Raw genomic sequence first — 4,798 nt, forward strand, 5'->3', positions numbered from 1 at the left:
GCCGTTAATTTGCTGCGGCGTTGATTGGTGTTGTTATGAGTGAGGGGGTGATTTGAGAGATTGTTCTTCCCCATCGTGTTACGGGGTTTTCTGCGATGAAGATGATGTCGTTTGAGCGCAGTTCGAACTGTGCGGCGAGGGTGAGGTGTGCGGCGTTTGTGGTATCGAGGTGCCAGGCGGTGACGGCGCCGAACTCGCGGGGGTCCTGGGCGGCGCGCAGGACGTAGACCTCGGAGGCGTCACCGGTTTCCTTGGCGACCCCGCCGCCGGTGTCATAGAGCGCGTCGGCCAGGGTGGCCGAGTGGTTGAAGGGCAGGGCATAGCGGCCCTGGGTGCGGACCTCGCCGCTGAGGTAGACGTAATCGCGGTCGATCGCGTCCAGTTCGATGGACTGGACGAAGTTGTCGCGGCGCTCATCCAGGTCGGCGCGGCGCAGGTTGACGGCGACATTCAGTTCCTGCAGCGCGGTCTGGCGGCCTTCGAGCACGGTCTCGCGCAGGGCGATCTGCTGGGCGAAGTAGCGCTCGGCGCGGTCGAGATCATAGTCGGTATCGACAAAGACCGAGTCATCGGCGATCAGGTTGAGGTTCTGCAGCTCGGTGCGGGAATAGAGGTCTTCCAGCGGGATCTGGTAGACATTGCCGTCGCGGTAGATGCGCACCGAGGAGTTGTCGATATCGCTGACCGAGACGGAACCGGCGGCCGAGATCGCCTCGCCCAGGGTCAGCCGGGTCAGGGTGATGGGTTGCACGCCGGGCTGGCCGACGGCGCCGCCGACCGAGACGCGGCGGGAATTGAACTCGGTAATCTCGAGGCTGAAGGTGGGGTCGATCTGGTTCTCGACCAGGCGCTGGAACAGCAGCGCCTCGGCCTCGTCCACGGTCAGGCCGACCAGCCGGACGCGGCCGACATCGGGGATGTTGATCGAGCCGTCATCCTGCACGGTATAGCCGTTGCGGCTGTTCTGCGCCGCCAGCAGGCCCGACAGCTCTCCGGCGGTGCCCTGGGTGGACGGCGTGGACAGCACCAGCACGTCGCCGATGCCGATGGTATAGGGGCCGGGATTGACCTGCGGCGGCGGGTCCAGCTGCAGCCCGGCGCGCGACCCGTCCTGGGTCGAGGGCGCCTCGGGCAGGGGGCCGGTGCCGCGCAGGCTGGCGGAGGAACCCGATCCGGCCGACAGCGCGAAGACCGAGGGCAGGGTCTTGGGCGAATAGGGCGAGCGATTGGCGACCAGCACGGTCTCGGGCGTGACCGGCACCACGCGGACCTTGCCGGCATCCGACACGCCCGCGGTCACCGAGGGGCTGCGGTAGATGGTCGAGCATCCGGCGATCAGGCCGGTCAGGGCCAGTGCACTGAGCAAAAGGGAAGTATGACGCACGAGCTGTCCTCCGCGGTTCAAAATCTTAACTATCATCGGGCACCCGTTTTATGAACATGTTGCCCAGGAAATCGCCGGTCCATTGCGAGGACTGGACGATGCGGCCGGTGCTGGTCTGCACCCAGTAAATGTTGGTAAAGCGTTCGGCCAGCCCATAGCAGTCTTCCTGCTGTTTTTGCGTGGCGACGGGGGTGCCGCCCAGCACGACCGCGTCCGCGCCCAGCGGGGTGATCCGGCATTTATAGGCGTGCAGCTCGACCTCGTCATTGCCGTTGAGAAAGCTGTGGAAGCGTTCGACCTGGCCTTCCCCTCCATTCAGGATCAGCGCGGCGCTCTGGCGGATATCCGAGCCGGCCAGCCCGCCGCCGAAGCCCTTGGCCGAGGTCAGCATCCCCCGCTCCAGCGTGATGGTGGCGCCGTCCGCGGTCAGCCAGGTCTGCACCCCGTCGCGCTCGGTTTCCAATAGCATCACACCGGCCAGATCGCGGGCGGGAAAGCCGACCTCGAGCCGGGGCGGGATCGGGCGGCGCGCGGCCAGCGCCTCGGCGCGCGGATGGAACCGGGGCGCGTTGGGACGCAGCGCGCCTTTCAGCAGATCGACATCCTCCTGCGCTTCGCCGCAGGAGATCAGCAACAGGGCCAGCAGGGCCAACGGGGCAGGGCGTCGCAGGGCCTTCATCGCCAGAACCTCCCCCAGCCGCGGGACAGGTCCTGGGCGCGGGCCTCGCGGGTGACGCCGTAAAGCCGGTTGCGCACGTTCAGCCGCGCGCCGCCGTCCCGCAGGACCGGGCGGATGGTCTGGGCGATCTTGTTGCGCGACGGACGCCCGGTCAGCCACGAGATGGGGATTTCGATCCGGATGCCCTTGTCGAACGAGCCTTCGCCGAACTCTTCCGAGCTGACATTGGTCAGGGTAAAGAAGGCCCCGACCTTGAAGCCGTTGTTGAACTCGCGATCCAGGGTGAAGGTGGCGCCATAGTCGCCGGCCAGGTAACGCCCGACATCGACCTGCGCGTGATAGTCGCCGGGCAGGTCGTAATAGGCCGAGGCATGGCCGGTGGCGACAGTGTAGTCCTGAAAGCCGAACAGCACGTCGAAGTCGCGTTGGGCGACGTAATTGGCCTCGACCCCGAGGGCCAGGCGGCTGTTGGTGGGGTACCACAGCAGCTCGGACGAGAACCCGCCGAACATGGTCTCGAGATACCCCAGCGTGGTGCGGGCATAGAGGTTCTTGCCCGGCCGCCACATGTACTCGGCGGTCATGTGTTCGACGCGCAGGTTGGATTCGCGGGCATAGATCGCCCAATCCGAGCGCACATGCGGCAGCGGCGAGTCCGAGACGCGGGTGCTGTCATCCAGCGTGCTGAGGATCGGCTGGCGCAGTTCGGTCGACAGGGTGAACCCGCGTACCAGGGTGTAATCCAGCCCCAGCGCGACCCCCAGCTCGTATCGCAGCGGGTCGTCGGGGTCGAAGAACGAGAAGTTCAGATAGGGCCCGAACCGGTAGGAAAAATGCGGATAGGCATCGCTGAGGATGCCGCCCTGCAGCAGCGGGATCGTGTCGGACACCTCGGCGCGGGCAAAGCTGCGCCAGGCATTGTCGGGATCGTGCTCCAGCTCGTAGAGGTCGTCGCGATTGACCCGCACTGCGCTGAGCGGCACGCCGTTCGACATCAGCGCGATGTCGAAATGTTCGGTCTGCGGCGGTTCTTCGTTGGCCAGCACGCGGGCGGTGCGCCCCAGCGCCTGGGCGGCCTGCCCATAACGGTTGTTCTCGATCCCGACCCGGACGGTGTCGCCGCTGTCCGACAGGTAGACCAGCCGCAGCCCTTCCTGCTCCAGCGCGCCTTGCAGCTGCGCCCGGATGTCGCCGGGGGCGCGATCCGGGGCGGCGGCGGTCCGGGGTGCGGGGTGCAGCGGCGGCGGTGCGGCGCCCTGCCCGCCGGGGGTCACCGCTTTGCGCGGATCGACGAAATAGCTGAAAGTCAGCCCCAGCGTGGTGCCATAGAGATAGGAGGCGGTCAGCTGGGTGCCGTTTTTGAACCGGTACTGGGCGCCGACATTGATGGGCGAGCGGACCTCGAACCCGGTGCGTTCGCGTTCTTCGGTGTACAGGTCCGGCGAGTATTCCGCCAGCAGCGTCAGGCGATCATTATAGGCCCAGCTGGCGCCGCCGAAAAAAGCCGCATCACCACGGAACCAATTGCCGGCATCAAGCTGCCCGGTGCTGCCGATGCCGCCCTCTTCCCGGGCCGGGCGGGTTTTGAGGCTGTCGGAGAAGATGCCCAGAGGGTTCGTGAAAGCGCCGCGTCCGGCCATGCGCCCCCAGCCGATGCCGCCGGTCAGCTTGAACCGGTCCTGAATGGTTTTTGTGGCCACGAAATACTCCGCGGCATAGATGCCGGTGCCGCCGAAATCGCGCAGCCCCATCACGATGGCCGGGCTGTGCTTGCTTTCCTCGCGCAGCCGGAAATGGACGTCGAAGCTGCGGTCGTAGAAGGTGCTGGGGGGATTGGTGTTGGTGTTGAACCCATCAAGCACCGCATAGCGGAAGCTGCCATGCACCCAGGGCAGAAACTGGAAGGTCATCGTGCCCCGCCCGGTCTTTCTGAACCCCGAGGCGGTGAAGACCAGCGTACCGTCATCGAACATCTCGGCGGTCGGAATCTCGATCAGGCCGGGCGTGCCATAGGTCGAGACAGACTGCGCCTGCGCCATACCGGTCGCAACCGCACACACCAATGCCACCAGGCCTTTCCGCCTTGCTGATACCGCTCGAATCTTCACGTCAGGTTATCACTTTTTTTTTGGCGTCTGATTAACGGGTTTTGCCTGTGGCGTCTTGTGTCAATTCGCTGCTGCGGGGTTTCCAGCGGGTTTTTGACTGAACTGCAAGCCAGCCGGGCGGCTGCATAGTTTTTAAGCACGGTGCGGCAAACGCCCGGCAGCGGCGGCGATCCGGGCGGGCGCCGCGGAAAGGCGCTGAAAAACAGGACTTTCCCGGCAAATTCGTGCATTTTCTGCGGATGCGGCATTCTCAGGTCCGGCCCGTTGTGATAGCCTTCGTCCAAGACTTGTTTAAGGAGATTCACGATGATTAGAACAACACTCCTGATTGTGGCGCTTTCGGCCACCGGTGCATATGCCCAGGACGCCTCGGACGCCGCGAATGCAGGCCAGACTGATGCGGCGCGCGCCGCTGCCGCGGCCGCTGAAGGCGGCGTAACCGGCTTCGTTCCGCTCGTCGCACCCGCCCTCGGTGTGGCCGCAGCCGCAATCGGCGTCGCCGCAGCAGGCGGCGGTGGCGGCGGCTCAACAAACAGCACAACAAGCACCGTCAGCACAAACTGATACGCATAAAACCCACAAAAACGGCGCGCTTGCCTGGCGCGCCAACCCCTCCAATAAAATCGG

5 protein-coding genes are annotated in these 4,798 nt (G+C 65.3%); 1 reads left to right on the forward strand and 4 read right to left on the reverse strand.

Going from position 1 to position 4,798, the window contains the following annotated elements; translation table 11 throughout:
- Nucleotides 1–4: 4 nt before the first annotated feature.
- The 4 genes from AC2FEE_RS25405 to AC2FEE_RS25420 all read right to left on the reverse strand — a co-directional run bounded on the left by AC2FEE_RS25405 (nt 5) and on the right by AC2FEE_RS25420 (nt 4,455).
- Nucleotides 5–1,384 carry a polysaccharide biosynthesis/export family protein gene (locus AC2FEE_RS25405; protein ID WP_496868192.1) on the reverse strand — a complete coding sequence of 460 codons (1,380 nt, stop codon included), beginning with the start codon at nt 1,382–1,384 and terminating at the stop codon, nt 5–7.
- Between the two features lie 25 nt (nt 1,385–1,409).
- Nucleotides 1,410–2,063 carry a YjbF family lipoprotein gene (locus AC2FEE_RS25410; RefSeq protein ID WP_496868193.1) on the reverse strand — a complete coding sequence of 218 codons (654 nt, stop codon included), beginning with the start codon at nt 2,061–2,063 and terminating at the stop codon, nt 1,410–1,412.
- Complete coding sequence (locus AC2FEE_RS25415; RefSeq protein ID WP_496868194.1) at nt 2,060–4,102, reverse strand: YjbH domain-containing protein; 2,043 nt, start codon at nt 4,100–4,102, stop codon at nt 2,060–2,062. Before AC2FEE_RS25415 ends, AC2FEE_RS25410 begins: the two co-directional genes overlap by 4 nt.
- Nucleotides 4,103–4,167: 65 nt before the next feature.
- The gene (locus tag AC2FEE_RS25420) at nt 4,168–4,455 is read right to left on the reverse strand and encodes a hypothetical protein (protein ID WP_496868195.1); all 288 of its coding nucleotides are present in this window, start codon (nt 4,453–4,455) and stop codon (nt 4,168–4,170) included.
- Between the two features lie 22 nt (nt 4,456–4,477).
- Here AC2FEE_RS25420 and AC2FEE_RS25425 point away from each other — a divergent pair, with 22 nt between their 5' ends.
- Complete coding sequence (locus AC2FEE_RS25425) at nt 4,478–4,735, forward strand: hypothetical protein (RefSeq protein WP_496868196.1); 258 nt, start codon at nt 4,478–4,480, stop codon at nt 4,733–4,735.
- The last annotated feature ends 63 nt before the right edge of the window (nt 4,736–4,798 follow it).

Source organism: Ruegeria sp. YTSC199 (assembly GCF_059609725.1).